At 33.4% G+C, this 25382-nt stretch carries 27 protein-coding genes; 18 read left to right on the top strand and 9 right to left on the bottom strand.

What is annotated here, in order from left to right; genetic code table 11:
* The first annotated feature begins 4 nt into the window (after positions 1 to 4).
* The 10 genes from LV842_RS04770 (at position 5) to LV842_RS04725 (ending at position 9185) form a co-directional block, all read left to right on the top strand.
* Entirely contained in the window at positions 5 to 715 is a 711-nt protein-coding gene (locus tag LV842_RS04770; protein WP_233110316.1) for a response regulator transcription factor, read from the top strand.
* A gap of 3 nt (positions 716 to 718) precedes the next feature.
* Positions 719 to 2128, top strand: a complete 1410-nt coding sequence (locus LV842_RS04765) for a sensor histidine kinase (RefSeq protein WP_233110315.1) — start codon at positions 719 to 721, stop codon at positions 2126 to 2128.
* A 146-nt stretch (positions 2129 to 2274) separates the two neighbouring features.
* Positions 2275 to 2763 (top strand): hypothetical protein, encoded by a 489-nt coding sequence (locus LV842_RS04760; RefSeq protein WP_233110314.1) that lies wholly within the window; start codon positions 2275 to 2277, stop codon positions 2761 to 2763.
* Between the two features lie 24 nt (positions 2764 to 2787).
* Complete coding sequence (locus tag LV842_RS04755) at positions 2788 to 3615, top strand: YoaK family protein (protein WP_233110313.1); 828 nt, start codon at positions 2788 to 2790, stop codon at positions 3613 to 3615.
* A 244-nt stretch (positions 3616 to 3859) separates the two neighbouring features.
* Positions 3860 to 5653, top strand: coding sequence for a DNA mismatch repair endonuclease MutL (gene mutL, locus LV842_RS04750; protein ID WP_233110312.1), 1794 nt, complete (start codon positions 3860 to 3862; stop codon positions 5651 to 5653).
* Positions 5654 to 5655: 2 nt separating this feature from the next.
* Positions 5656 to 6393: a rhomboid family intramembrane serine protease gene (locus LV842_RS04745; protein WP_233110311.1), complete on the top strand. Its 738-nt coding sequence runs from the start codon at positions 5656 to 5658 to the stop codon at positions 6391 to 6393.
* Between the two features lie 9 nt (positions 6394 to 6402).
* Positions 6403 to 7389 (top strand): endonuclease/exonuclease/phosphatase family protein, encoded by a 987-nt coding sequence (locus LV842_RS04740; RefSeq protein WP_233110310.1) that lies wholly within the window; start codon positions 6403 to 6405, stop codon positions 7387 to 7389.
* Between the two features lie 73 nt (positions 7390 to 7462).
* On the top strand, positions 7463 to 8434 hold the full coding sequence (locus tag LV842_RS04735) for an endonuclease/exonuclease/phosphatase family protein (RefSeq protein ID WP_233110309.1): 972 nt from the start codon (positions 7463 to 7465) through the stop codon (positions 8432 to 8434).
* A 4-nt stretch (positions 8435 to 8438) separates the two neighbouring features.
* Positions 8439 to 8789 carry a hypothetical protein gene (locus tag LV842_RS04730; protein WP_233110308.1) on the top strand — a complete coding sequence of 117 codons (351 nt, stop codon included), beginning with the start codon at positions 8439 to 8441 and terminating at the stop codon, positions 8787 to 8789.
* Positions 8790 to 8807: 18 nt separating this feature from the next.
* Positions 8808 to 9185: a hypothetical protein gene (locus LV842_RS04725; RefSeq protein ID WP_233110307.1), complete on the top strand. Its 378-nt coding sequence runs from the start codon at positions 8808 to 8810 to the stop codon at positions 9183 to 9185.
* An 88-nt stretch (positions 9186 to 9273) separates the two neighbouring features.
* On the opposite strand, the gene LV842_RS04720 is transcribed toward LV842_RS04725, so the two are convergent.
* Positions 9274 to 11112 (bottom strand): helix-turn-helix domain-containing protein, encoded by a 1839-nt coding sequence (locus LV842_RS04720; RefSeq protein WP_233110306.1) that lies wholly within the window; start codon positions 11110 to 11112, stop codon positions 9274 to 9276.
* A 316-nt stretch (positions 11113 to 11428) separates the two neighbouring features.
* Between LV842_RS04720 and LV842_RS04715 the strand changes: the two genes are divergently transcribed.
* From LV842_RS04715 to LV842_RS04680, 8 genes are all read left to right on the top strand, one after another.
* Positions 11429 to 11683: a hypothetical protein gene (locus LV842_RS04715; RefSeq protein WP_233110305.1), complete on the top strand. Its 255-nt coding sequence runs from the start codon at positions 11429 to 11431 to the stop codon at positions 11681 to 11683.
* A gap of 635 nt (positions 11684 to 12318) precedes the next feature.
* Positions 12319 to 12972: a hypothetical protein gene (locus LV842_RS04710; RefSeq protein ID WP_233110304.1), complete on the top strand. Its 654-nt coding sequence runs from the start codon at positions 12319 to 12321 to the stop codon at positions 12970 to 12972.
* A 104-nt stretch (positions 12973 to 13076) separates the two neighbouring features.
* Positions 13077 to 13253: a hypothetical protein gene (locus LV842_RS04705; RefSeq protein WP_233110303.1), complete on the top strand. Its 177-nt coding sequence runs from the start codon at positions 13077 to 13079 to the stop codon at positions 13251 to 13253.
* An 82-nt stretch (positions 13254 to 13335) separates the two neighbouring features.
* Positions 13336 to 13947 carry a hypothetical protein gene (locus LV842_RS04700; protein ID WP_233110302.1) on the top strand — a complete coding sequence of 204 codons (612 nt, stop codon included), beginning with the start codon at positions 13336 to 13338 and terminating at the stop codon, positions 13945 to 13947.
* A gap of 547 nt (positions 13948 to 14494) precedes the next feature.
* Positions 14495 to 15115 carry a hypothetical protein gene (locus LV842_RS04695; RefSeq protein WP_233110301.1) on the top strand — a complete coding sequence of 207 codons (621 nt, stop codon included), beginning with the start codon at positions 14495 to 14497 and terminating at the stop codon, positions 15113 to 15115.
* Positions 15116 to 15213: 98 nt separating this feature from the next.
* On the top strand, positions 15214 to 15372 hold the full coding sequence (locus tag LV842_RS04690) for a hypothetical protein (RefSeq protein WP_233110300.1): 159 nt from the start codon (positions 15214 to 15216) through the stop codon (positions 15370 to 15372).
* Positions 15373 to 15377: 5 nt separating this feature from the next.
* On the top strand, positions 15378 to 15788 hold the full coding sequence (locus LV842_RS04685) for a hypothetical protein (RefSeq protein ID WP_233110299.1): 411 nt from the start codon (positions 15378 to 15380) through the stop codon (positions 15786 to 15788).
* Positions 15789 to 15839: 51 nt separating this feature from the next.
* Positions 15840 to 16025 (top strand): hypothetical protein, encoded by a 186-nt coding sequence (locus tag LV842_RS04680; RefSeq protein WP_233110298.1) that lies wholly within the window; start codon positions 15840 to 15842, stop codon positions 16023 to 16025.
* A gap of 111 nt (positions 16026 to 16136) precedes the next feature.
* Here the strand turns inward: LV842_RS04680 and LV842_RS04675 are convergent, their stop codons facing one another.
* From LV842_RS04675 to LV842_RS04640, 8 genes are all read right to left on the bottom strand, one after another.
* On the bottom strand, positions 16137 to 17651 hold the full coding sequence (locus tag LV842_RS04675) for a GH3 auxin-responsive promoter family protein (protein WP_233110297.1): 1515 nt from the start codon (positions 17649 to 17651) through the stop codon (positions 16137 to 16139).
* Between the two features lie 106 nt (positions 17652 to 17757).
* Entirely contained in the window at positions 17758 to 18168 is a 411-nt protein-coding gene (locus LV842_RS04670; protein WP_233110296.1) for a BrxA/BrxB family bacilliredoxin, read from the bottom strand.
* Positions 18169 to 18733: 565 nt separating this feature from the next.
* A complete protein-coding gene (locus LV842_RS04665; protein WP_233110295.1) occupies positions 18734 to 19180 on the bottom strand; it encodes a GatB/YqeY domain-containing protein in 447 nt (148 codons plus the stop codon).
* 4 nt (positions 19181 to 19184) lie between these two features.
* Positions 19185 to 21092, bottom strand: coding sequence for a cell division protein FtsZ (ftsZ, locus tag LV842_RS04660; protein ID WP_233110294.1), 1908 nt, complete (start codon positions 21090 to 21092; stop codon positions 19185 to 19187).
* A gap of 82 nt (positions 21093 to 21174) precedes the next feature.
* A complete protein-coding gene (gene ftsA, locus LV842_RS04655) occupies positions 21175 to 22566 on the bottom strand; it encodes a cell division protein FtsA (RefSeq protein WP_233110293.1) in 1392 nt (463 codons plus the stop codon).
* Between the two features lie 22 nt (positions 22567 to 22588).
* Positions 22589 to 23557, bottom strand: coding sequence for a cell division protein FtsQ/DivIB (locus LV842_RS04650; RefSeq protein WP_233110292.1), 969 nt, complete (start codon positions 23555 to 23557; stop codon positions 22589 to 22591).
* Positions 23558 to 23580: 23 nt separating this feature from the next.
* Positions 23581 to 24939, bottom strand: a complete 1359-nt coding sequence (gene murC, locus LV842_RS04645) for a UDP-N-acetylmuramate--L-alanine ligase (RefSeq protein WP_233110291.1) — start codon at positions 24937 to 24939, stop codon at positions 23581 to 23583.
* Positions 24940 to 24944: 5 nt separating this feature from the next.
* On the bottom strand, positions 24945 to 25370 hold the full coding sequence (locus tag LV842_RS04640; RefSeq protein WP_233110290.1) for a hypothetical protein: 426 nt from the start codon (positions 25368 to 25370) through the stop codon (positions 24945 to 24947).
* Positions 25371 to 25382 lie beyond the last annotated feature (12 nt).

Genomic DNA, 25382 nt, shown 5'->3' with positions numbered 1-25382 from the left:
TTCAATGAAAAAAATTATCCTCATCGAAGACGAAACCAGTGTAGTGTCCTTTATTAAAAAAGGGTTGCAGGAAAACGGCTATGAAGTTTCAGTGGCTTTTGATGGGCGTACTGGTGTACAATTGGTACAGGCAAACGATTTTGATTTGGTAATTTTAGATATCATGCTACCGGAAATGAACGGCTTGGATGCCTGTAAGGAAATCAGGAAAACCAATCAGCATGTTCCGATTTTATTTTTAACGGCGTTGGGAACTTCCGAAAATATTGTACTTGGTCTTGAAAGTGGAGGGGATGATTATTTGGTAAAACCATTTAAATTCATTGAATTAGTAGCTAGAGTGAAATCTCTATTGAGACGAAGTAATAGCGGTGGATCTGTTCCGGAAGTTATAGAACCTGAAGTTGATAATGAACATGTTTTTCAATTTTCAGATTTGATTTTAAATGATTACACAAAGAAAGTTACGCGTGGAGGAGAGGAAATTTCTCTGACTTCAACAGAGTATAAATTATTGATGTATTTCTTAAATAATCCTGAAAAAGTAATTTCCAGAACAGAGGTTTTGGAAGCTGTTTGGGGGGTGAACTACGAATTGGGAACAAATGTGGTGGATGTTTATGTAAATTATTTAAGAAAAAAACTGGATAATCATGACGATAATAAATTGATTCACACCGTGATAGGAATGGGTTACGTGCTGAAAAAACCGTAATGGATGTTTAATAAAGTTGTCACAAATCAGACCAAAACGATGGTGCTTTTGATGTTGGTTTTTACCGCCATCATATTGTTGTTCAGTGGTTTGGTGTATTTTTCGATTGTCAACTTTTCACATCAAAGGTTTTATGAATTGTTAAAAATTAGAGCAACAACGATTGTTCAGATTGAAAAAAGTAAAGACGATCTCGATCTTCCTGAGAATTATATTTTAAATAGTCTGAATGACGAAGAGCTTCCGATGGAAAGGGATTATGTTTTTGCCATTCCGACGGATTCCAACTTTAAAAAAATCTCACACGAAGTTCATATTCCTGATTATTTTTTCAAAAGCATAGCGAAGAAGGGTGAAGCCAACTATAATGATAAAGAATTCTATTATATCGGCAAGACCTTTAAACATGATGATAAAAGTTACATCGCCATAGCTTCTGCCAAAAATCATTATGTGGTTTATTATTTAGGTTTTTTAAAAAGAACGTTGATAACGTGTATTGTGCTGTCATTGTTTTTCAGTATGATTTTCTCTTTTTATTTATCTAAAACCTTATTTAAGCCAATTTTAAAAATTACAGGAAAAGTAAAGGAAATAAGTTCTGAAAACCTTCATTTACGCCTTGAATCTCAGCCTGATAATAAAGAACTGAACGAATTGGTGGATACTTTTAATGATATGCTCAACCGTATCGAAACTTCTTTTGAAACTCAAAATCACCTGATTGGTAATGTCTCTCATGAATTAAGAACGCCTTTAACATCCATTATGGGTGAAGCGGATGTTGCGCTTTCCATTTCCAGAACGAATGAAGAGTATAAAGAAACGTTAGGAATCATTTTGGATGAAGCTGAAAAATTAGACAAAAAAATCAAGGCGCTTCTGATGATTGCCCAAACCGGGTTCGATGGAAAGATTCAGAAAATGGATAAAGTGAGAATTGATCAGTTACTTTGGGATGTTATTGAAACATTGCGAAGAATCGATTCAAGAAACAATATCTATTTGGACATCAGTATGTTGCCGGATAATCCGAAAAAACTGAAAGTTCAGGGTAACGAGCAATTATTGCATCTTGCCGTTACGAATATCATTCAGAACGGGTGTAAATATTCTAATTTCCAGCAGGTTAAAGTTTCGCTGGGTGCAACGGATACAGATGTTTATATTATTGTGAAAGATAACGGAATCGGAATTCCTGAAGAGGAAATGAATAAAATCTATGATCCTTTTTTCCGTGCATCCAATACCAAAAACTACGAAGGCTACGGAATTGGTCTTCCTTTAGCAAGAAACATCGTAAGAATGCATCATGGTGAATTGATCGTGAGTTCATACGAAAACCAGGGAACTACAGTACAGCTTCGTTTTCCTAATTTCTACAGTGTTTTTACAGAAGAAAAACAGCCGTAAGATTATTCATATTAATAAGTCTTAACAATTTTCTAATCTCATTCTAATCTCTTTAATGACATTTTAATTCCATTCCAAAGAGCTTCTAATTTGGTCATTCTAGTTTTGTATCATCAAAAAGATACTATAAAACTAAATCTTAAGATATGACTAAAACAATTTTAATAGCTACAGATTATTCTCTTGAATCTTTAAATATACTGAAAGACGTTCTTAAAGAAAAAGACGCTGCTGAAGATCAAAACCAGTATACTATTTTTCTGGTTTCAGGATACGAAATGGGAGATTCTATCAGAGATCTTCTCTTCAACACTAAAACCACGATTTTCAATAAAATAAGACCGCAGGAGTTTAATGATGCCTACGAGATTATCAGAAATAAATATCCGCATCTTATAGAAAAAATTATCTGTGATGTTTTTACCGGAAGCTTCCAGAGAACCTTCGATCATTATATAAAGGCAGAAAGGATTGAGGAAGCTTACTATAGCTCATCAATAAAAAGCAAAGGAAAAGGGAAATTCGATCTTATTCCTTATATCAAAAAATGTAAACATCTTCAGTCTCAGGAAATAATCATTGAGATTCATGAAAGGCTGCCTGAAAGAGGAAGGCTTGCTGAGATTTTTGCCTAATTCTAATTTTCAAAAAAAGATAAAATGTTAAGAAATTATAGTAACAGCAGAACGTTGGGGGATAACATAAAACTGGGAACGCTGACTGCCTTTACGGCAGGAACTATAAATATAGCTTCTCTATTGATATTTCTCTCATTTACATCAAACGTAACAGGACACTATGCTATTTTGGCGGCGGAAATAAGTAAAGGAAACTGGACTCAGGTTCTGGCAGTGGGAGGCTGGATTTTCCTATTTTTCTTTGGAAGTTTTCTATCCAATTTTATTGTTATTAATTTTAATAAAAAGAGTAAGTATTTTGCTCATGCAATGCCTATTGTTTTAGAGATAATTTGCTTGCTGTTCGTAGGGATCTATGGTCAGTTTTTCTATCAGAAAACATTGGTGGAAACAGAGTCGTTGGTGGCTTTAATGTTGTTTGCAACGGGATTACAGAACGGATTAACGGCAAGTATTTCCAATTTCTCGGTGAAAACAACTCATCTTACCGGAACAACAACCGATCTTGGGATATTGTTCTCGATGTTTACTCAGAAAAAATACAGAAAAAACCCAGAGTTAATTGCAAGAGCTAAGCTATTGATGAGTATCATGATGGCGTATGTTTTGGGAGCTGTATTTTCCGGACTTACCTATTACTATCTCGAATTTAGGGTATTTTATGTGATAAGTTTATGTCTTCTGGTGGTCATTGGTTATGATGCCTATAAAATTCACGTAAGGCATTTCAATACAAGATACAGATATGCGAAAATCTATAAAAGACCTAATCTTGTCGCTTATTTATATGATAAGATTCATGGGATTCCAAAAAGTAAAGAAAAAAGAAAACTTGTATTTGACGACTAATAATAGAAAAATAAAAATACTTCAGTATTAATTTTGTGTAAACTAGCTGTGAATCAATCCTCTAATTGTATCGTGCAATTAGGGGATTGCATTTTTAAGAAAAATAGTATTGTATTGTCAATTTGGCTCACATTTAAAGGTGGCTAGGTTGTTGATATGTTAATAATTAAATTTTAATTCGGGGATAGAAAGTTTTTATTCCCGTTTTCATTACTTATTTTTGTAAGTTGATTTTACGTTTTTTATGTCAGATATTATTCAGCTTTTACCGGATCATGTAGCCAATCAAATTGCAGCAGGAGAAGTCGTGCAGCGACCGGCGTCTATTGTGAAAGAACTTTTAGAAAATGCAATAGATGCAGATGCTACCAAAGTAGAATTGATTATAAGAGATGCAGGAAAAAACCTTATCCAGGTCGTTGATGATGGAAAGGGAATGTCTGAGACAGATGCAAGACTGGCTTTCGAAAGACACGCTACTTCAAAGATCAGAGGGACGGAAGATATTTTTAAAATTGCCACAAAAGGGTTCAGAGGCGAGGCTTTGGCTTCTATTGCAGCGGTTTCTCAGGTTGAATTAAGAACCAAGCAGAAAGACACGACCATCGGAACAAATATTTATATTGAAGGAGGTGTTTTCCAGTTTCAGGATCCTGTGCAAACAGCTGACGGATCTAATTTCTTAGTCAAAAACCTATTTTATAACGTTCCGGCGAGAAGAAAGTTTCTAAAAAACAATAATATTGAATTCAGACATGTAATCGACGAATTTCAACGAGTGGCTTTGGCTCATGAAAACTTAGAATTTTCTTTATTTCATGATGATGAAGCGGTTTTCAGACTGAGAAAAGGAAGCCAGATGCAGCGTATTGTAGATATTTTCGGAAGAAAACTGCAGCCACAATTAATCCCGATCAAAGAAGATATTATCTGGTGTAAGCTTCATGGGTTTGTTGCAAAACCGGAAGGCGCCAAAAAAACAAGAGGCGAACAATTTCTTTTCGTTAATGGAAGATATTTTAAGAGCCCATATTTCAATAAAGCGGTGCAGGAAGCGTTTGAAGGACTGCTTTTACCGGGTTATATCCCTACATTCTTCCTTTTCTTAGAGCTTGATCCTGAAAAAATTGACGTTAATATTCATCCGCAAAAAACGGAGGTAAAGTTTGAAGATGAGCATCTTATTTTCGCCTTATTACGTTCGACAATTAAAAGATCACTGGGAATTTATAATGTAGCCCCAAGTCTTGATTTTGAAAAAGATCCTCAGTTGGATGAAATGCTGCAGAAAACTTTTCCAAGTAAAAGCAACAGCGGAGGAGGAAGCGGATTTATTAAAATGCCGGAAATCATTGTAGATAAAGATTACAATCCGTTTTTGGAAGAAAGAGGAGCTATAAAGCAGGCGGAAATTCAAAATCTAGCGGAAATGTATCATCAGAATATCGCTGCAGAACCGTCAAAAATCAATTTATTTGAAGATGAAGATTTTGATGAAGACCTGATGAGGTTGCCCAACGGATATTGGGTGTTCAATAAAGGAGATAGAACACTGATGTTGGATCTTGGAAGAATGCACCGATTAACGGTTTCAGAAAATAATAAGTCGGATAAAAAAGGTTCTTCACTGAGTCATGCCCTTCTTTTCTCTTTGGAATATCACATGAATGAGATTGAGAAAAATAAATACAAATCGATAAAAAAATACCTTCCGGAGCTTGGATTTGAGATGAGTATCGCTCATGAAAATGTATTGAGAATAGATGCAGTTCCTGAAGGATTGAAAGAAACTCAGGTAATGAAGTTTTTGGAAAACCTTTTTGATATTCTGGAGTATAAGACCGAAGAAGAGTTTATGCATTTTTATCAGAATCAATGGAATAAAATGCAATCAAAATCCCGTTTCGATTTCATCTACAAAAAAGATGCAGAACAGCTTATTAAAGACTTTACGGCATTAGGTTTTCCGGAGTTTCTTCCCAATGGAAAGAGATGTTTCTACGAAATTCCGTTTAATGATTTTAAAAACAAATTTTAAAGATGTTTAATAATATACCACCGATTACAAGAAATATTATCATTATCAATGTGATTGTTTTTATTGTGACATTTTTTATGATGCCACAATTATATAATACACTTTCAGGATTTTATCCTTTTTCTCCAAACTTTAAATCTTGGCAGATTATTACGCATATGTTTATGCATGGTGGTTATATGCATATTATTTTTAATATGTTGACATTATTTAGTTTTGGACCAATTTTAGAACAGTCATTAGGAGAAAAGAAATATCTGATTCTCTATTTTCTAAGTGGTTTAGGAGCTTTCTTTTTGTTTAATCTTTGGAGTTTTATTGAAGTTCAGCAGATTGTTTCTGGGTTGGAAAATTTGGGAATAAATGCTTCTGAAATATATTCAAAAGCAGAAATTGGCTATTCCGGAAACATGAATATTAGTGCAACAACCCAAGAAGGAAAAGAGCTTTCACAACAGCTTTATGATGTTTTAAGAACTCCTATGGTTGGAGCTTCCGGTGCTATCTTTGGAGTTGTGACAGCATTTGCAACGCTTTATCCTGATGCGAAAATCGGAATCATGTTTATTCCGGTTCCTATGAAAGTAAAATATGTAATGCCAATAGTAATTGTTATCTCTATCTATTTAGGAGTTTCAGGAAATGGAGGAGGAATTGCTCATCTTGCTCACGTTGGTGGAGCGTTGGTGGGTTGGATTTTAGCCAGAATTTGGAGAAAACATTTGTATAGATTTAATTAAAAACATTCTGTGAAAGTTTTTCGTCTGATCCTTTTAATACTGCATTTAGGAATATTCATTCTCTTACTAGGAGTATTGATGAATAGTTTTGTTCCTCCTAAAGTATTTCCTTGGTTCAATTTGCTTCCTTTGGGGTTTCCTGTATTAATCAGTGCTTATATTTTGCTTACTTTTTTCTGGATTGTAAGCTGGAAAAAACGAGCTTTTGTATTTCTTTTGCTTGGATTATTGTTTTTTAAACCCATTATAAGATGGGTGAACTATTCTTCAGAAAAAAATCAGGAAGCAGATCTTAAAATTGTTTCTTTAAATGCGAAAGGGGGAAAGCTGGGTGTTGATAAGATTCAGGATTATATCAACCAACAAAATGCGGACTTGGTTTTTTTACAGGAAGATGGAGAAGGAGACTATCAGTTTGAAGGATTTAAAAAGGAGAAAAAAATATCTATTGTTTCGCTTTATTCAAAGTTTAAAGTGATAGACTATAAAGATTTACAGCTTTATCAGAATTTTAATGCATTTGCAGATCGTATCGATATTGAAATAAAAGGAAAAACATATAGATTCATCAATATATACTTGCAGCCATTTAAGTTTGAAAAGAATATGATAAAACTCAATGGAAACAGTGATGAGGATGAAACAAAAGTTAAAAATATAGTTAAAAGATTAATCCCAACTTTTAAAGATCATCAGGAGCAGATAGAGATTATAAAAAAAGAAATCGATAATTCGCCTTATCCGGTATTCGTAATAGGGGATTTTAATGCTGTACCCAATTCTTATGAATATTATAAGATTTCCGATGGTCTTAAAGATGCTTTTGTAGAAGTAGGGAGAGGAAGTGGTACAAGTTTTCACGACTTTAAATTCCCGTTGCGTATAGATTATTTTTTTGTCTCGAAAGCAATACAGCCTGTAAGTTATAAAGTAGATCGTAATGTGCAGATTTCAGATCATTTTCCGGTAATAACTACCTTTAAACTAACCGATTAAAAATCATAAAAATAGTTAAATAAACTCAATTGGTAGGGTTTTTGTTAAACTAAACGTGATTACACCGTTTTTAATGAAGCCGAACCAGATATTGCTGTTTTTTCATATCCTTGTTGCCATTCTATTGTTATGTACTTTAGGAAATGCATGGATTGCACCTAACTTATTAGGTAACTTAAATCTACTTTCCTTAGGGTTTCCATATCTTATAGTTGTCCATATTGTATTTACAATAATCTGGATTTTTAAAAGAAAAAAAATTGCTTTAGTGTTTGCCTTAGGAACACTTATTTTTTTAAATCCTATCCGGAGATGGATCAATTTTTCTCCAAAAACAGATAATGTCAGAAGTATCAGAGATATTAAAGTATTGACTTTTAATGTAAAGTACGGAGATTTTGGATGGGAAAAAGTAAAGAAATATATCAGAGACCAAAATGCAGATATTATCTTAGTTCAGGAAAAAGATACCAACAGGGCTTTGCGGAAAGATATGGTAAAATATCCTACGGTGATATTAAAAACCAAGCATAGAATTGTAAGACAAGAAGAGCTGATTACGGATAAATCAAGAGGAAATTCTTTTTACGCAGATGTAGATATCAACGGAAAAATTATTCGGGTGGTGAATGTATATCTGGAACCGTTTAGACTGAATAAAGCGATGTTTAATTTAGCAGATATCGGAAAAGAAAATAAAATACACCAGCTTCTTTCCCATATGATTCCTACGTTTCAGGCTCACGAAAACCAGATTAAAAAAATCCGTAAAGTTGTTGATTTGTCTCCTTATCCTGTGATTTTGGCCGGAGATTTTAATTCTGTCCCTAATTCTTATGAATATTATAATCTGGGGAAAGATCTCCAGGATGCCTATTTAACGGTAGGAAACGGAATTTCTACAAGCTTTCATGACTATAAAGTTCCACTTAGAATTGATTATATATTTAGTTCAAAATCAATAATTCCTTTGAGCTATAAAGTAGATCATTCGGTTAAATTATCAGATCATTATCCGGTAATTGCAGAATTTCTGCTAAATTAGTTCCATGAAAAATACTTTCTCGGTAATACTTCTTGTATTCATTTTCAGTGCCTGTTCAAAAAAAGATCCGGTATATGTAGATAATTCACAAGATTTGAAACCTCATTATGATACCACGGCAATAGATTCTTTTTCTGCAGGAGCTACATCAGAAGATGTGATTAGGAAAATAAAAATGTCTTCTCAAAAATATCAGGATTCTATAAAAGAAGCGGCAAGGCTTCAGGCTGAGGAAAAACGAATTACAGAAGAATTGGAGAAAGAAAATAAGAAGAAACAAGAAGAGGAAAAGAAGAAGGCCAATGAAGAGAAACAAAAGAAAGCATCGGAATCTTCGGAAGTAAAAACGGAATAAAACTAAAATTATATAAATATGAAAAAACAAATTTTATCAGCATTCGCTATTTGCCTTTTAGCGGTTTCTTGTACTAAATCTACTACTAAAACAGAACAGGTAGAAAATCCAGACGGATCTGTAACAACCACTACAACCACCGTGACTGAAACTTCTACAGGAGTAGATTCTACGAAAATCAATGAAACGAAAAAAGAAATACACGAAAAAGTAGAAGAAACAGGCAAAAAACTGGATAATACGACTCAGAAGGCTAAAGAAGATATTCATAATGCAGGAAAAGACATCAAGCAAGGGGCTCAGGAAATTGGAAAGGATGTAAAAGATGCTGCAGCAAAAGGAGCTGAAAAAGTAGAGACTGGAGCTAAAAAGCTAAAAGAAGATTTAAAGAAATAAATTGATATAAACTTATTATAAAACACAAAAAAGCCCAGAATTGGGCTTTTTTGTGTTTTTATGTAATAGGTAAAACAAATTTTTAAGATCAAGATTTTTCAAAATACTCTCTTGGTGTTTTCCCATATTTTTCTTTAAATGCAGTAGCAAAGAATTCGGGGGTTCCAAATCCCAGATATTTAGCAATTTCTTTTATTTTTCTTTCTTTGAAATCAGTATTGCTCTTTAAAACATTGTCAAGATGGCTGAAGCGAAGGTCGTTGATATAATTGTTAAAAGTTTTTCCTGTTTTAACTTTTATAACGCGGCTCAGATATTTGTCATTCGTATTAAACTTTTCGGCAAGAATATTCAATCTTAGATCCGAAGTGAGGTATTTATTTGATTTTTCGAAGTCGTCTAAGCTTTTAAGGAGTTGCTTAACGGTAAATTTATTGATGGGCAAATAAGCTTCATAATCAATCTCCGGAGGACTATTTTTTTGTTGATTTTGTTGGCTGTAAACAATAGGAATTTCCTCTTCATCGGGTGCTGTTTCTGATGAATTATCCTGATCTGTTTTTTCAGAAGGAGCAGAAAGGGAACTGGTTTTTACAACAGGTATTTCTTCATTCTCGATATTATTAATACTATTAGTGTCGGAATATTCTGTCTTTTCTAGCTCCTTTATAGGATTCGTTTGAATGGGTTCTTGCGGTTTTTTATTCTTTTTATTCTGATAGATGAAAAACCCTGTAGCTGCAATAATTCCTAAAACTCCAATGCTGATAAAGCTCCATCGTTCCTTTTTCTGGTCGGAAAGTAGGTTTTCTTTTTCTTCTACGAGCCTTTTTTCATCATAATCAGTTTTTAATTTTTGAGCAATATTGTTTTGCTCTTCTTTAAATTTTTTCTCATATCGCAAAAGCTCATCTACTGCATTAAGTTGCTTTTCTCTATTTCCTTTTTTCTTATAATAATCTATAAAAAACTCAAATGCAGGTCGAAATTCTAAAGAAATTCTACCTGTTTTTTTATAATCATCAATAATTTCTTGAAAAAAAGGCAGTGCTTTCTCGTCTTCATTTAATTTCCAATAGCACATTCCCAGATAAAATTTTTCATAGAAATGCTTATCAGAGTCATTATATAAACGTAAAGATTTTTCTAATTTTTGAATAGCAGAAAGGTATTTTCTTTGCGAATAGTCATTAAACGCATCAGATGAGATGAGATCGGTTAAATAAAAAGCAACATCTTGATTGTTTTTAATAAACGTATAACCTTCTTTTAACAGAATAGTATTCTTATCAAAATTATTTATTGCAGAATTTATTCTTATCAAGTTATTTAAGGTATAAATATATGAGGATCTGATATCGGCGGTATTTTTCTTATCTTTTTTCCATTTGTAATATTCATATATTTCCTTTGCAATCTTTTGGGCTTCGATATTATCCCCGATTTTATTTTTAAGTCTGGCAATTGTAAATAAGCCTTCATAAGCGAATTCCCTGGAAGTATCATTTTTAAGATAGTCATTCGCTATAATTGCCATTTCTAATGCTTTTTTATAATCATAATTTTTAAAATTTGCATTGGCAGCACTTGCATAAGCCATACCGATATACCGATTGTCTTTTGTCTTGACAGATTCTATAATCAAACTATCCCCATATTTTGCTTTTTCATTATCAGGAGCAAATGTTGTGGCAAATCCATAACCGGCTATTAATTCCTCAACACGGTTATTGTTTTTTGCGAGCTCTATATATTTTTTTGTTAAGTAGAATGCTTGTTTTCTATCTTTCGAAATAGCACTTATTCTATTTCGAAAATTTTCAAAATCTATTTTTTTTGATGATATATCATTTTGAACTGTAAAAGAACAGCAAAATATGAGAATAATAGTATTTAGTAAAAGTAAATAATTATACTTTTTTTTCATTTTTTCTAATGTTTTTATTTCAAAATAAGGAAATATTTCTTTTATAAACAAATTTTTTTTAATTAGCTGTAAATCAGTTTGTTATTTTTTGTGTTTTTTCGTTTTACAAAGCTTATTTTCCTTATTACAAAGTTTTTTTCCTTTTAGAGAAACTAAATTGTCTTTCTTAAAATACTCTCTAAAAAAGGAATTTTGTTTCTCCCTTAGTTGTGAACATATATTTGGAATAACAAAACATCACAAGTGTTTTTCATTTTAAAAGATCATTGACATTTTCGATAAAAACTAAAACCAAAAACTAAAACAAAAATAAACTATGAAAATTTTAAAAACGGCTTTTTTAGTACTAGGAGCTTTAACAACAATTTTATCTTGTAGAAATGATGATGAGGATAATGCGGATAATTTTAATATGAATAGAAAGGTTGAAAATATTGAACTACAAGCATCAAGAGAAATAAAAGATAGTATTTATAATACAACAAATGGTGATCAAACTTCTTTTGATACAATAAAACCAGGAGGAACGCATAAAGCTGTTTTAGATTCATTGAAAAAAGTGAGTAGATAATAGAAACTAAAGAATGCAAGCCTGACCCCGTAAGATCAGCAATAAAAAAACAAAATGGTTTTATTTCCTAACCCCGTAAGGCTTAGACAGAATCATCAACAAAAACTAACCCATGAGAATACAAGCCTGATCCCGTAAGATCAGCAAGAAAAAACAAAATGGTTTTATTTCCTAGCCCCGTAAGGCTTAGACAGAATCATCAACAAAAACTAACCCATGAGAACACAAGCCTGATCCCGTAAGATCAGCAATAAAAAACAAAGTGGTTTTATTTCCAAGTCCCGTAAGGCTTAAACAAAACCATCAACAAAAGCTAAAGAATAAAAGTCTGATCCCGTAAGATCAGCAATAAAAAAACAAAATGGTTTTATTTTCTAGCCCCGTAAGGCTTAAAATAAAATACATTATTAGAACTATAACAACCATGAAAAAAACGACTAACCTAGAAAAATTAATAACCATTAAAAAATTAAAAATTTTGGAAAGAAAAAGACTACCTCCTTAAAGTTCTCAATTGATAAGGATCAATAAGAATAGAATATTTAAAACCAATTACAAACTCATTTCTGAGAAAGGAGGATCAAAAATCCTTTTTATATAAAATTCTAAATAAAAACTTTAAAAATAAATTAACCATGAAAAAACTATTAAAACTTGGAAGCTTATTAATGTTATTCATCAGTAGCTTCACATTCGCTCAAACAGGAGGTTGTACACCAACTTTCCCAATGCTTCCAAAGCATATCAAAGATAAAATTGATATTAATTATGACACCACGATTAATCAATTTGGTCAAGACAATGCTAAGCAAATGGCCGTAATCCAATATTTGGAGGAATTTGATAATGCGTTAACCTCAGGTAAAGCACCTACAGCAGATGATTACACAAAATTAAGCGACTTCAAAAAAATGTCAGCGAATAATGCAACTGTTATATGGATCAACCAAGCTGCTGAAACGAGCGCTACCTTCGATATTTTTCTTGAAAAAATAGGGAAACAAATTACTGCTACGAAGAATGTTGAGGAATTAAACATCTTGGTAATTACAAGCTACCAGTTACAAATGGTAAACAATACTTTTAAAGGAACAGTAAGCCCTTTGTCAAAATGTTCAGGATGGTGGTCTTGTTGGGGTAAATGTGCTGCAGGAATTGTAGGTGGAGCAGCAGGAGGAGCATTAGGAGGAGCGGCAGCTGGAGCACCAGTAGCAGGAGTTGGAGCTATCCCAGGAGCTATTATTGGAGGTATTGCAGGAGGTTTAACCGGTGCATCTCAAGCATGTTAATTTCATTGCAAAATTGCAAATTCATTTATATCTGAAAAATATGGCAAGCCATAACATTAAATTTTAATTGGCTTGCCTACTATCAATCAATCAAAAAAAATTATATGAATAAGACTATCACAATCTTAATACTTGTTGCATTAACAGTATGGAGCCTTTTTACATTTTTGAAAAATTTAGATCATCCAAATAACTGGAGACTCTATGCTTCTTTAGGAGGTCTCATTTTATTTAATCTTTTACTTGGGTTGGTTGTAAAAGGGGTATATCAAAAAAAATAAAAATTTTTCTCTGGAGATGGGTTGCATCTTGCTTATCTCCAATTTATTAAACTATTAAAAAAAGAAAACAAACTAAATCATTATGAAAAAACTATTAAGATTTGGAAGTCTGTTAATGTTATTACTTACCAGCTTTGCATTTGCACAAACGTCTGATTCAACACTAAATCAATTTTTAAGTTCAAACCAATATACTCAGCTTAAAAAGACCTTTGCTTTGAATGATACAAATTTTGACTTAAAAACTTACGATAAGCAAGTGTTAGAAAATGGCAATGTAGAATATTTTAAAGTTCAAGTTAATTCAGATTCAAAAGTAAATTTTGCAACATTTTATAAAGTTAATGGGACTCAGGATTTTATGGTGGTATATGAAAAAAATAATTTAGATAGTAGCAATACTTCTGGGTATTTTGAACATTATGATGAAAATGGTAATTTCTATGCAGATTTTATTGTTACTAAAGCTAAAGGAAATCTGTATTCGTTCAAAATAAATGATGTTGATTCTAGTGTTCGTTTGGGTATAAGTGGTTCATTAACACAACGAGGAGGACCATGTTTGACAAAAACTTATAATTATATTAAAAGTACTTGTGAGGCAGATTTGACTTGTGATTTTATGTGCGATCTTGTTCCTTCATGCCATTCACAGATGATGATTGTTGCAGTTGCTCATTGTACTTTACACTAATTTTAAATAATTTGATATGGAAATTTTTGCATTTTCTTTTATTATTCTATCATTGATTTTGTACGTATGGACTATTATAAAGATAGATAGTAAAGATCCTATGAGGCTATTTTGGTATGTAATTCTATTTATATTTCCACTATTAGGACCTATTATATTCCTAGCATTTTATTTTAAGAAAAAGAGAATGAGCTAAATTTTATTAGTAATGCTATTAAAGCAAAAGAAACTAAATCATTATGAAAAAAGGAAATGTTTCAATTATAGCGTTTTTAGCAGTATTACTTATTGCTCTAATACGATTCTTCGATTCATCCGTTTACAATATTCTTTCTACATCTAATGTAGATGTAATACAGGAGTATGTGAGAAAATCTCTCTCGTGGGGCATTTTTTTCGGAGCAAGTATCGCCGCAGCTATACTTTTATTTAAAAAACTATTAACGAAACAAAAATAAAATATTTCTCTGGAGATGGGTGACATCTTACTTATCTCCAGTTTATTAAACAATAACAAACCAATCATTATCAAATAAAAAAAATTACCATGAAAAAACTATTAAAAATCGCAAGTCTATTAATGTTATTAATCAGCAGTCTTACTTTTGCACAATATAATCCCGACGGATGTATTCCTGATCCTATAAAAATTTTAATTAAAGATCCGATTCCGAAAGACATCCTAGGAAATCCTGATGCAGCATTCAGAAATCAAGAGATTGCAGAGAATTTGCTCAATTTCAAAGAGAGTCTTTCCAAATATTCTTCAGGAGGAACTACTGTTTCTCAAAATTTGATCGATATTATTGAACAATCTTCACAAACAGCATATTATCAACTTCCAAAATCAATGGTTGACAAATCAACTTCCATTGATGATTTAAGAGCTAACATCAGAACAGCTATCAAAAACGAAAAAGATGGAAAAATGCTTGAATTTTATATCGGATGGGAATATCAACTACAAATTCTACAAAATTCAGGTGTAAATTATCAGGCTAGCAAATTCGGATGGGGATGCATAAGCGGAATTCTAGGTGGAACACTTGTAGGAGCAGCGACAGGAGCGGCGGTAGGATCTGCAATTCCAGCAATAGGAACTACTGCAGGAGCTGTTGTTGGAGGACTTATAGGAGGAACTATCGGAGGGATTAAAAACTGTAAATAAAAACTATTAATAATGCATTCTATCTTAATTAAGACTTTATATATAGCTGAGTTTTTTCATTAAATATTAAAAATATTAACCATAAAAATAAAAAAATCATGAAATTATTATTTATTTTATTAGGAGCCCAGACCTCCGCTGTTATTTTTGCGGAACATCACCGGGACATATGGAGCGCTGAATCAATTGTAAGCCTTGGAGCATTAGTTTCTTTTTCAGGATATTTTATCTTCAATATTCTTAACTATAAAAAATAATAGTTATGAATGCTAAGAAAATAGCCGTAGGTTTCTTCTTTGCAGGGACGGTAATGACATCAGCCCAAGCTCTATCAGCACTAGATAAAGGTCTTGTAATTGGAAATATCCTTATTCAGGGCTATCAGGCAATAAGAGGGAGTGGTGAAAAAAAACCGGATCCAACAGCAAAGACGGTAGACAGCTTTTGTTTTAAAAATAAAATGGAAGAAAAGATCACGATTAAGCTTACAGGTAAACCAGAAGGAGAAACCGTGACAAAAGAATTGGTGATACAGAAAGACGGAAAAGAGTGTACTTATAATCTTCCCAAAGCCATATACCAATATGAAATTTTACTTTCAAGTAAAGATGTTTACAAGAAAGGAGAATATAATGTTTACGAAGAAACATTGATGACAGTCAATCATGATTAAACAATTAAACCTCTGCTGTCTTTCAGCAGGGGTTTTCTAAATTTTAAATGTATGAAAACAAATAGAATAAAACTGATTTCTGTAGTATCATTGAGTTTGGCAGCTTTATTATCTTTTTATATTTTTAAACTGAACTTTAGTACAGAAAACCTTAATTTAAAAATGATTTGCTCTGGAATTGCCAGTATCACTTTCGCAACATTGTCATTCTTTTTTTGGAAACAAAAAGAGCAATAAACAAATGAATAAAATCATCTTTTTGGAAGCACAGTAATAAAAGAAATAAAAATGGTTTGTAGAAAACCAAATAATCTAAACACCACCGCATATTAATTTGCGGTGGCGTTTTTATTTATTCATATCCAATAAAGGGTCGATATATTCTCGATCATTACTTAACCTTGGAACCTTATTTTGCCCGCCTAGTTTACCTTTTGATTCCAGCCAATTGTAGAATAAATTTGTTTTTGCAATATGTACGATTGGCCTTTTTAAGGTGATATTATTGTACCTTTTAGCTTCGTAATCAGAATTTATTGATTTTAAATGCTGATCAAAAATATCAATAAACTGATCCAAATTGTCTGGTTGCTTACAAAATTCAAATAGCCATTCATGAGCTCCGCCTTCATTATTTTTCATAAAGACAGGTGCTCCTGTAAATTCTGTGATCGTTGCATGGGTAAGTTCACATGCCCGGCTAAGTGCCGATTCTACATTGGTGATCATAAGCTCTTCTCCAAAAGCATTGATATAATGTTTTGTTCTTCCGGTAATTTTTATTCTGAAAGGATTAATTGAAGTAAAAATAACAGTATCCCCAATCAAATATCTCCATAAACCTCCGTTGGTTGTAATGACCATAGCGTAGTTTTTCCCCACTTCTACATCTTCAAGGCTTACTACTTTCGGGTTTGAAAAGTGGAATTCGTCCATGGGAATAAATTCATAGAAAATACCATAATCAAGCATGAGCAGCATTTCATCGCTATTCGGTTTATCCTGGATCCCGAAGAAGCCTTCAGAAGCATTATAAATCTCGTAATAATTAATGTCTTTGCCTATAATCTGTTTGAATTGTTCTTTATAAGGCTTAAAGCTGATTCCGCCATGGAAAAATACTTCCAGATTAGGCCACAATGCTGAGATACTTTCGACCTCAGTTTCCTTTACAACTCTTTGTAAAAGAACCATCATCCAGCTAGGTACTCCTAAAATACTTCCTACATCTTCATTTTTAACTTCAGAGGTAATCGCGTTGAGCTTGCTTTCCCATTCTCCCATCAGAGAAACCTTTTTACTTGGAGTAGTAGTAATTTCTACCCAAAAAGGTAAATTATCGATCAAAATAGCTGATAAATCGCCGAATTTTGTGTTAAAATCTGCATGCAATTCTGAGCTTCCTCCTAAACGTAAATTTTTATAATTAAAAAGTTGATTTTCCGGATGATTATTGGCATAAATAGAAACCATATCTTTTCCGGCCTTCATGTGGCAGTACTCTAAACTTTCATCAGAAATAGGGATAAACTTACTCTTAGCATTAGTTGTTCCAGATGATTTGGCAAAATATTTAATATATCCGGGCCAGCTTACATCTTTTTGCCCCTGTCTTGCTTTTTCAATATAGGGTTCAAAGTCTTCATAAGTAACAATCGGAACTTTATTTTTAAAATCCTGATAACTTGAGATGGAATTAAAACCATACTTTTTGCCATACTCTGTATCTTCAGCATGAAATAACTGAGAAAAAAGAATACCCTTTTGAGTCTCAATAGGATGATTCATAAAATTCTGAATCTGATCCATCCTTTGGCGGATAAACCAGTTGACCACAGTATTGAATAGTGCTTTAGTTGCCATTCCAACAAATATAATGATATTTGGATTTCCTAAAAATTTTTTAGGAAGATAAATAAAAAAACCGCTACAAATTTTGTAACGGTTTGATATTTAGATGTATTGCTTTTTAGCAATATTCGTCATAAGCTGCCTGAAGGTTTGCTGCGATTGCTCCTGCAGGGTTTCCTTCAATGTGGTGTCTTTCTAGCATATGAACCAATTCTCCGTCTTTGAAAAGAGCTACACAAGGTGAGCTAGGAGGGAATGGTGCTAAATGTTTTCTAGCTTCTACTACAGCTTCTGTATCGAATCCTGCGAAAACAGTTGTTAAATGGTCAGGTTTTTTATCTCCTGTTAAAGAATATACTACTCCCGGTCTTGCAGCTCCTGCAGCACATCCGCAAACAGAGTTGATCACCAATAGAGTGGTTCCTGATTGTTTTAAAGCTTCCTCTACCTGAACCGGAGTTGTCAAATCTTGGAAGCCTTTATCTGTAAGTTCAGCCTTCATAGGCATTACTAAATCTGTTGGATACATTTTTTATTTTTTATAATTCTATGCAAATTTACAACATTTCTAAATGTTTCATTAATTTATAATAACTATCATTCAATTTATTAAACAAAATAGTTGATTGGCTTAGGATATCAAAACAGTAATAAATTTCATTAATGTTTGATTTATATGTGTTAATATTGGAAAATATTTATTAATTTTGAAAAGATTCTAAAAACAAGCTTCCATGAAAAAAAACTTATAATTAGAATATAAGAATCATGATCAGTGTAAAAACCTGATTGATAGTGTAATTCCCTCGCCTTTGTATTAATCCGTCAATATGTTTTTAGAATTAACATCGGATTTTATAGAGGATTTAAGATAAAGCCTGTAACAATTTGTTGCAGGTTTTTTATTTTGATAGGTAATATCTTACTCAAAATTGAAATCAATTATTACAAAAATGAAGCCCGGAACAATCATTCCGGGCTTCTTTAATCAAATCGATATGCAAAGGTTGAATATCCGTTTTTAAAATTGGTTGATGGGTTTTAGTTGATGGTTGGCAGTATTAATCCAACAACAAACAACTACTAACCAACAACTAAGAAAGCAGCTTTTTAGCCATTTCAGAAATACTTTTTCCGTCAGATTTTCCGGCTAATGTCTTTGAGGCTACTCCCATTACCTTTCCTAAATCTTTCATAGATTCAGCGCCGGTTTCAGCGATAATGTTTTTCATTTCTGCTTCAAGTTCTTCTGCAGAAAGTTGTTTAGGTAAAAACTGCTCAATTATTTTCATTTGAGCATCTTCTACCTCTGCTAGGTCATTTCTTCCCTGTGCAGTAAATTGATCGTAAGAATCCTTACGTTGTTTTACCATTCTCTGAAGAATGGCAATTTCCTGTTCTGCTGAAACTTCCGCTCCTACAGCTTCCGTTTTTAGCAATAATATCTGAGACTTCACAGCTCGAAGAGAATCCAAAGCAATTTTATCTTTGGCTCTCATTGCTGTTTTTATAGCTTCGCTTATTATATTTTCTAAACTCATTATTTTAGTCTACGTCTTTATTTAAAAATCTGTTTTCTCTAATTTGAATATTTCCGTTATTATCAGAAAGATAGGTGTTGATGTTCTGATCTGAAGCATTTGTACCATCAATAGAAATATTCTTTCTTTTAAATGCAGGAACGGATTCAAATTCACTTGAGCTATCAAAGCTTTGATAACGGGAATTAAATTCTTTTAATTTGTTTCTTCTTTCAATTACTCTGTCCTGATCAATCGTTTTATTCACAAACGTGAACTCTTCTTCTTCCGGTTTTGAAATTTCAACCTCTGCTTTATTTTCAAAAGTAGGTCTGTTTTCTGTTTTAGGCTCTTCTTTTACCTGGAAAAAAGTTTCAATTTTTTGAGCAGGCTCTTGAACTATAGTGTTTGTGGGAGTTGTAAAGTCTGTTTTTGGTTGCCCGAAATCAGCTTTAGGCTCATTAATAGTTTCATTGACAAAGAAGTTAAACTCTACCGGTTTCTCTTCTGAATAAGAGTTACTAAAAGTATTCGTTTGAGGCTCTTCTTTTTTATGATCAAAGTCAAACTTAAAAGATTCAATTTCAAGATCGTTCGGATCTTCTACCTCTTCATCCAGAGAAAATAAACTAAAAGATTCCTCCTGTTCTCCCTCACTTCTCCAGTTCTGAGCAGGGTTATCTAATGTATCTTCCTCTTTATCAAAGAATTTTATTTCAGTTTTTACTTCCTCATTGTCAACAATCATTTTTTTTTCAGCAGCCATAGATCCGAACTGTGGAGTATCGTTGTCATCATCCAGCCTGAAAAGGTTTTTTCCTCCAAAATCATGCGTCTCTTCTGTCGTTACTTCTCTTTCTTCTCTTGTTTTGAATGGAGAAGCTTTAGGACTGTCAAAAGTATCATTTAAACTGATTTTGATTTTCTCAGTAGGTCCTGAAAACTTTTTATTATCATTTGAAAAACCAGTTGCAATGACAAGAACACTTACAGCATCTCCTAATTCTTCATCTGCACCAACTCCAAAAATGATATCTGCAGTATGTCCTGCCTCTTTCTGGATATGGTCCATAATGATACCGATCTCGTCCATCGTTACTTCTTCTGCACCACTTCTGATCAATAATAGTACATTTTTAGCACCCGTAATTTTGTTATCATTTAACAATGGAGAATCAAGAGCTTTTCTTACCGCTTCTTCTGCTTTATTTTCGCCTGAAGCTGTTCCTGTAGACATCAATGCCGTACCGGAATTTTGAAGCACAGATTTAGCATCTCTAAAGTCAATGTTGACATCAAAGTAACCTGTAATAACTTCCGCCATCCCTTTTGCAGCGTTTGTTAAAACTTCATCGGCTTTTGAGAATCCCTGTTTAAATCCAAGGTTTCCGAATTGTTGTCTTAGCTTATCGTTGTTGATGACAATTAAAGAGTCAACATTATTTCTTAATTTATCAAGGCCGGTTTCGGCTTGTTCTAATCTTCTTTTACCTTCAAAGCTGAAAGGAACTGTCACGATTCCTACGGTAAGAATTCCCATGTCTTTTGCTACTTTAGCAATAACGGGAGCTGCTCCGGTTCCTGTTCCACCGCCCATTCCGGCAGTGATAAATACCATTTTGGTATTTTGTCCCATTGCCGCTTTGATGTCTTCGATGCTTTCGATAGCCGATTTTTCACCTACTTCCGGATCTGCACCTGCTCCGAGACCTTCAGTAATTGTTGTTCCCAACTGTACTTTGTTGGCAACCGGGTTATTGTCTAATGTCTGAGCATCTGTATTACATATCACGAAATCTACTCCGTGAATTCCTTTCTCGTACATGTGTTTCAGTGCGTTGTTTCCGCCACCACCTACACCAATTACTTTGATGATCGATGAATTTCCTTTTGGCAAATCAAATGAAAATCCTTGTGTACCTATATTTTCCATAACTGTTCTTTTAATAGTTGATAATTGATGAGTGATAATTTTTGATAAATCCTTTACCTTTTATCACCTACCATTTATATTTTTATTCTACTTCTTCGAAGAATTTTTTCACTTTTTCCATAAGCGACTGACCAAAAGTGAGTTTTGCTGCTCTTCTGCTTTCGCTTTGTTCGGTTGTAACTTCCTGCTGCTGAACTGTTTCAATGGGCTGGACGGATTGCTGAGCTGTTTCTGCTTGATCTGTTACAACTTCTGCCTTAGGTTGAGTTTGTTCCAAAACAGGTTCTTCTTCAGCAATAATAATCTTTTTATCTCTAATTTTTAAACTTTCCATTAATAATCCAATAGAAGTTGCAAATTCAGGTCCTTTAAGATATTGATTTTTATCGTTCGCAATATATTCATTAGCAAAACCGATTCTGCTGTCGAAACCTGTTGTATAGTTGGCCAGCTGACGAAGATGTTTCAAATTTGATCCACCACCGGTAAGGACAATTCCTGCAATCAGTTTTTTCTTTTGTTCGAAAGCACCGTAGGCTTTTAATTCTGTATTCACCATTTCCAAAATTTCTTCCACTCTGGCATTGATAATCTGTGCTAAAGTTTTTAATGAAATTTCTTTATCAGGTCTTCCATGAAGTCCTGGAATGGTCACATACGTACTGTCTTTTTCCAACTCAGGAACTGCAGAACCGAACTTAACCTTTAATTGCTCGGCATGCTTTTCAATAATTGAACAGCCTTCTTTAATATCTTCTGTAATAATTCCACCCCCGTAAGGAATTACACAGGTATGACGAATGATATTATCTTTAAAAATAGCAATATCCGTCGTTCCGCCACCGATATCTACGATAGCTACACCTGCTTCTTTTTCTTCTTTTGTAAGAACAGCTTCTGAAGACGCCAAAGGTTCCAAAGTAAGGGCTTCCATTTCTAATCCGGCTTCACGAACGCATCTTGCAATGTTTCTAATGCTTCCCATTTGCCCGACTACAACGTGGAAATTGGCCTCTAAACGTTTTCCGTGCATTCCGACAGGTTCCTGAATTTCGCCTTCGGAATCCACTTTATATTCTTGAGGAAGGACATGGATAATTTCTTCACCAGGAAGCATTACCAGTTTCTTGACCTGGTCTTTCAATGCTTCAATATCGTCATCTGTAATGAATTTATCCGGATGTTCACGCATAATATAATCGGAGTGTTGCAGAGAACGGATATGTTTTCCTGCAATTCCTACCGTTACTTTACGGATAGGAACTCCAGCGCTGGACTGTGCTTCAGACACAGCGGCTTTGATTGAATTAATGGTTTGCGAAATATTATTCACAATACCTTTGTGAACACCAAGACTCTTAGCCTTCCCGACACCGAGAACTTCTATTTTCCCGTGTGCATTCCTCCTTCCGACAATGGCGACAATCTTTGTTGTCCCAATGTCCAGACCTACTGAATACTCTTGATTTTCCATTTGTTTATATCGATTTGATTTTTTATTCTATTTTAACTTTTGCTTTCGGTTTTGTTTCCGTTGCTTTTTTCTCTTTTTTCTTTATTTCCTTTGGCGTGGTTGCTGCTTTGGGCTTTGTGCTTTCCTTCGGTTTCGAAGTTGTATTTGATTTCTTTACTTCTACCGTTTTAGGTGGTATTTCCGTTATCTTCTTGGCTGCAGGAGCAATCGATGCTTTGGTCAGCTCTTTATTTCCTACATTCAGAATACTGTCGTTTTCTTTAAAATTAGGATTTAAAGTGGTTACAATCTGATTCTGATATTTTACAGAAATTCTGTTGTATTTTTGAGGATCCTGATATACCAAATATTTTTCTACAAAGGTTTTAAATCCTTTTACTTTAAATTCTATATTGTCTAGATCACCGATTTCTACTTTATAATTTCCTTCGCTGGTCAAAAGATTATAATCTCCTTTATAGTTTTTTGAAATTCCGATAAAGTATTTTTTACTGAAATCATCTTTGTCAATTTTTTCAATCAGTTCAGCCAGTTTTGGATACTCATCTTTTTGTACATCTCCCGTTACCAACATACACGGATGTGAATAGGTTTTTGAAATAGGAAATTCAACACCTTTTTCATCTACATAAAAATCTCTTCCGTCTTTATTCAATCTGAAAACCGGAACTCTCTGCTTAATATCCAAGTTTAATTTCCCGTTTAAGTTTAAATACACATTGGCACTATCAACAGCCGGAAGATTATTGATTTTCTTTTCCAAAGCCGGAATATTCAGATCGCCAACTTTTCCCGAAGGGTTTTCTTTTTTTACAATCTCACGGATATCTTTCTCATCAATAAAATACACCGGAGTTTTTTCATTCATTTTTACAGAAATTTTATTGTCCGTAATCTTCTGCCCGCTGAATTTCTTCAATGAGAAGCTCAACAGGAATCCTAGAATGATTACTGTGATGGCAATTTTTAATATTCTGTATTTATTTTTCATAACTGAGTTTCGGGTTCCGAGTTTTAATTTTTGCCCAACCACTCACAAATAGGGTCATACAGGGTATCAATATTTCCTGCACCTACTGTAAGAAGGATATCAAAATCTTTTTCTTTTATTTTACTGAAAGCATCACCTAAAGTAGATACTTCCTTTTTTTCTAATGTTACTTTTTCCAACAACCAGCTTGAAGTAATACCTTCAAAATTTTCTTGAAGCTCTCTAGCCGGATAAATATCAAGCAAAATCAACTCATCAGACTGGCTCAAACTTTCTGCAAATCCGTCTACAAAATCTCTTGTTCTGCTGAAAAGATGAGGTTGGAAAACCACCAACAGTTTCTTCTCAGGGTAAAAAGTTCGGATCGAGCTCATCACTGCATTAATTTCTGTAGGATGGTGAGCATAATCGTCGATATAAATTTTACCGTTTTCGTATCTGTGTTTGGTATATCTTCTCTTAATTCCTTTAAAATTGGCAATTGCTTTTTTCAGGGTTTCAAAATCCACGCCTAAATTGTTTAAAATTGCCAACGCAACAGTTGCATTTTCGACATTGTGAATACCCGGAATTTCCCAGATAAAATCTTTAATAGTTTCTGTTGGAGTATGGAAGTCAAAATAATTTTTGTCTCCTTCCATTCTCAGGTTATCTGAATAATAATCAGCAACTTCATTTACTGCATAGGTCAAAGAAGGTCTTCCGATCTCAATTCCTTTTCTTACAAAAAGCTGTTTGTTTTTCGGAACTAAAGCAGCAAATTGTCTGAACCCCTCTTCAATATGGCTTTTATCACCATAAATATCCAAATGATCTGCATCTGTGGAAGTGATCACTGCCCAATCCGGAGAAAGGTTTAGGAAGCTTCTGTCATACTCATCTGCTTCAACCACAGAATATTGTGAACCGTTGTAAAGAAAGTTGGATTTAAAATTCTCGGAAATTCCTCCTAAGAAACATGAGAAAGGTAAATCTGCTTCTTTGCACAAATGGGAAACCAGGGTAGAAGTTGTTGTTTTACCATGTGTTCCTGCAACAGCGATACAATCTGTATTTTCTGTGATTAAGCCTAAAACTTTTGCGCGTTTTAATACCTCAAATTCATTAACAATAAAATAATCTAAAATCCCTAGTTTTTTAATTGCAGGAGTATAGATTACCAATGTATTTTCATTCTGAAGCGAAATGATTTTTTCATCAATGGTATCTTCAAAAACAATATCAATTCCCTCATTCATTAAAGCTTGAGTGAGTTTGGTGTTGGTTTTGTCATAGCCTAAAACTTTTTTACCGGATGCATTGAAGTAACGAGCCAAAGCACTCATTCCGATACCTCCGATTCCAACAAAATAAAAGGTTTGATATGTTTCTAAAATTTTCATTTCTATTATTGTAATATCTGCTGTTCTTTATCTAATCCTAAGGCATCCCCTACATACAGGGCAAATTCTGAAAGAGAATGCTCAAACGTTTCCTTCGTAAATCCGTATTTTATCCAAAAACAATATTCAAACATGACTTTCTTTTTTTCTTCTACATATATTGCTTTAAGCATAGGTATGTCATTATTAGCTTTCTCTACATAGCTTTGAATTTTATCTCTACTAGCAGTAGTCGTTGTAAGAATATTGGTAGAGTAGTATATAGCTTGGTTTTTAGCATCAATATCCAAAAAAACATCAGCATTGTTTTTTGTTTTAAGCTCAATATACTCAGGAGTTTCTTCCACAATGGTATATCCTTTTCCCTTAAGATAAGAAGCGATGTCAGAAAATTTAAAATCAGCAGGCTTTACCAGAGTCTGTGCGGTCAATAGATTAGTAAA

The organism is Chryseobacterium gwangjuense, from assembly GCF_021311115.1.
Classification (GTDB): Bacteria; Bacteroidota; Bacteroidia; order Flavobacteriales; family Weeksellaceae; genus Chryseobacterium; species Chryseobacterium gwangjuense.
The sequence above is the reverse complement of the archived record's forward strand: the minus strand, read 5'-3'. Positions and strand labels throughout refer to the sequence as shown.